Origin of the sequence: Flavobacterium sp. (assembly GCF_031423415.1) — a bacterium.
Taxonomy (GTDB): domain Bacteria; phylum Bacteroidota; class Bacteroidia; order Flavobacteriales; family Flavobacteriaceae; genus Flavobacterium.
In genome coordinates, this window is the sequence record NZ_JANPFL010000191.1 from 1 (window position 1) to 3,426 (window position 3,426).

The 3,426-nt window shown below is 35.7% G+C and carries 1 protein-coding gene; it reads left to right on the top strand.

The window, feature by feature from the left end:
• The first annotated feature begins 1,746 nt into the window (after positions 1–1,746).
• Positions 1,747–3,306 carry a hypothetical protein gene (locus RMO83_RS16305; RefSeq protein WP_310560762.1) on the top strand — a complete coding sequence of 520 codons (1,560 nt, stop codon included), beginning with the start codon at positions 1,747–1,749 and terminating at the stop codon, positions 3,304–3,306.
• Positions 3,307–3,426: the final 120 nt, after the last annotated feature.

The window sequence follows — 3,426 nt, forward strand, 5'->3', positions numbered from 1 at the left end:
TCCCTTTGTTAAGTAGGAATAAATGCGGTTTTGAATAAATCGTTCCAACTCGGTGGGTTTTGATGATAAAATTGGTCATAACATTCGGCTTTAAAAATTGATTAGATTTTCAATTTTTCGCGGATTTTCTCTTGAAATGCAAGTGTGCCTCGCTACGCTCCGCCCATTAAATTTTTCAAAAGAAAAAAAAGAAAAAAAGAAAGCCAGTCGTTCAAGTGGAGGGTTTCAAAAAAGCAAGTTTTTTTGAAAAAATACTACCCGATATATCTTCGGAAGTGTGGACTTGAAGTTGGAAGTGAATGTTGTTGCGATCCGTTACGGGTGGAGATTTTTTCAAAAACACGTAGGGCTTGAACTTGCTTTTTTGTAAACCTGGAACTTACCTTTGCTCTCTTTTTTTTTATTTTTTATTTTGATTTCAAATTCTAAATATTATTGTATAATCGGAATTTGTTAGAAGGATTGGGAGTTGATTTGAAAAAGGGTCGTCTTCGGAAAGGGTATTGAATTTTAAAGCAGGAAAAAGAAATATAAAATCCATTCCAATTATTTTTCTGCTTTAAAATTCTATACTCTTTCTTACGGTTTGATTTTGTGGGTATTGAAAATCACTTTTTTAATATTTTTAATTTTATCGAAAAGTTTCAAGTGATTTTCAATACTTACAAAAACAATGAAAAGATAATTCCTAGTGCGATAGTGCAGAAGTGCAGGCAAGTGTGTGCTTTTTTATTTGCTTACTGGGGTGTTTCTGATTGTTTTTATGATGGCTTGATGCCACAAACGTTCTTGAAATGATTAAATTTGCGGTTACTAAAAAATGTGCTATGAAATCGCTATGGCATCTTGGCCATCGTGAAAACAATTACTTCGATGGTTCTGGCAAATAAAAAATCACACTCTTGCTGGCTTATTGGTTTTATGGGTAGAAAAATGGCTTTATCCATAGGCAAAGAAACTACGGGTTAAAGCCATTTTTCTATTCATAAAAGCAATGCAAACACTACCGATTTAAGCACAAAGTTGGTAAAAACAGTGACCCTAAATGTTCTTGAAAGTAATTAAGTTCGAAAAATGTTCCTATGAAATAGCTAAGGTTGTTGAGGGCGGTGGTGAAGGGTGGTTTTTTGAGGAGCCGGCAGGTGCGAGGAAGCTTCTCAAAAAACCGTCCTAGAGCCACCGCCTAGCGCGTTGGGTGTGGCGGCTGTTTTACATAAATGATATTATAACTTCATTGCAAAAACCAAAAAAACAATAACAAAGCTTTGTAATGAATTATAATACTCAATTATGTAACACAGCTTGGGGAAAAAAATTACTGGCGCAAGTTGCGAAGCGTAAGTGTTTTTGATAAAAACTGTGCTAGTAATTTTTTTTGGAGCGTTGGCAAAGAAGTGGCAACTGAAATGTAGAACGCCCTTTTTACCATCGAACGAAAAATAAATTTCTTTCCAATGCAAACGTAATTAGCAAAATGAAGTAAACATAACTTGAGGATAGAAATACGTGCACTAAATGAAAGTTTTGTGCAGGTGAATGAGATAATGAGCTAGATCTATCATTTACCAAACCTGTATTTATTTGTTTGTTTTGATATTTATTCAAATTAATGCCTTGTTTCATTACATAAAATGTTCATTATGCATCATTTGTAATATATTTTGCGTCAGACGTGATACAAGAATTCATAATATTTGAAGTTCATTTACATTTTAAAAATTAACTAAATAACGAAAATCCATTATTATGAAAAAAAAATTAATTTTATTAGCGGTATTACTGGTTTGCGCAATTGGATTTGCTCAAAATCAGATTACTGCAGTTAGTGCAACCTCAACCGCTGCTGTTGGTGGAAACATCACGGCTGGATTCACCTATGATGCATCGATTGCTGGAACGTGCCAGATTCAATTATTTAAAACTGATGTTGCCGGGAATATTGATTTTAGCTCGGGAACTGATTTAGTTTTTACGTCTTCAGTACCTGCAGGAATTGCTAGAACCGTAGCAGGTACATTTACAGTATCAAATACAGTCGCACCTACGAATACTTTGCCCGCAGGACAAGTTTACAAATGGTTTTATAAACTAACGGTAGCTGGAACTGATTATTATGGTTCTAATGTTGAAACAACAATTACATCTGCTAGTGTTGTTCAAAATCAAATAATAGCAACGAACGCAGCTGTTACAGCCGCTGTTGGTGAAAACATCATTGCGGGATTCACTTATGACGCATCGGCTGATGGAACTTGCCAGATCCAATTGTTTAAAACTTTTGCCGATGGAAACATTAATTATGGCGCAGGTACAGACGTGCTTTTCGTCGGACCTATTACGGCAGGGACAGGTATGACAATAGCGCCTACATTCATTGTATCAAATACAGTATTGCCAACTAATACTTTACCAGCTGGACAAGTTTATAAATGGTTTTTTAAACTATCGGTCGGCGGAACTGATTATTATGGTTCTAATTTAGAGACAACAATTACCTCAGGATCTTCAACAGTAACAGTTACAGGAACGGCACCATTCAAATATGTTTATGATGGTGCAGTTAAATCACCATCATTTACTAAAACGGGTTCAGCAGCTGCTTTAACGTACGTATACACAGGAACAGGTATTGTAGGCTCTTCTGCTATAGCACCAACCAATGCTGGTGATTATAGTGTTACCGCTAGTGTAGCATCAGACGCCAGTTATTCAGCGGCTAGTTCAACAGCAATTGCCTTTATTATATCCGATGTGACTACCTGGACTACCGCGGTTACTCCTTCGTGGGACAACGGTGCGCCAACTGCTTTATTAACTGCTGTTATTGATGGTACATACAACACTATTTCTAACGGTGCATTTATTACTAAAAAATTAATAATTAATGTAAGTCGATCATTAACTATACAGACAGGTACTAATGTAACAGTTCAAAACGAAATAATCAATAATGGTTCTTTAACTATAGAAAACAATGCAAACCTAGTCCAAGTAAATAACATAGCTAACACGGGTTCAGGAAGCACGACAGTACAGCGCAACAGTAATTCTTTAAAACGTTTAGATTACACGTTGTGGTCTTCACCAGTTGTGGGTGAACAAACTTTGGCAGGATTCTCGCCTCTAACATCACAATCGCCAAGTCGTTTTTATATTTATGACTATACTCAAGGAGCCACTGGTTTGTATGCATCAGTATCGCCATCGACAACATTTACAACTGGTACAGGATTTTTAATTCGTATGCCAAATGAAGACCCTGCTAGTCTAGGTACAGGATCAGCTTATTATTTAGTCATTCCTTAAAAATGAATTAACAATTTGATTGTTAATAACTTGTGATTAAATTCAGTTGAAAACAGTACTTTTAAATCGCCAAAAAGTGTATATTTCGGTATAAAAAAGTGGCAATATGTTAGGCAAAAT

What these genes read in the sequence shown, in the direction of transcription:
- RMO83_RS16305 (WP_310560762.1), top strand. Translation starts at nt 1,747, where the DNA reads ATGAAAAAAAAATTAATTTTATTAGCGGTATTACTGGTTTGCGCAATT.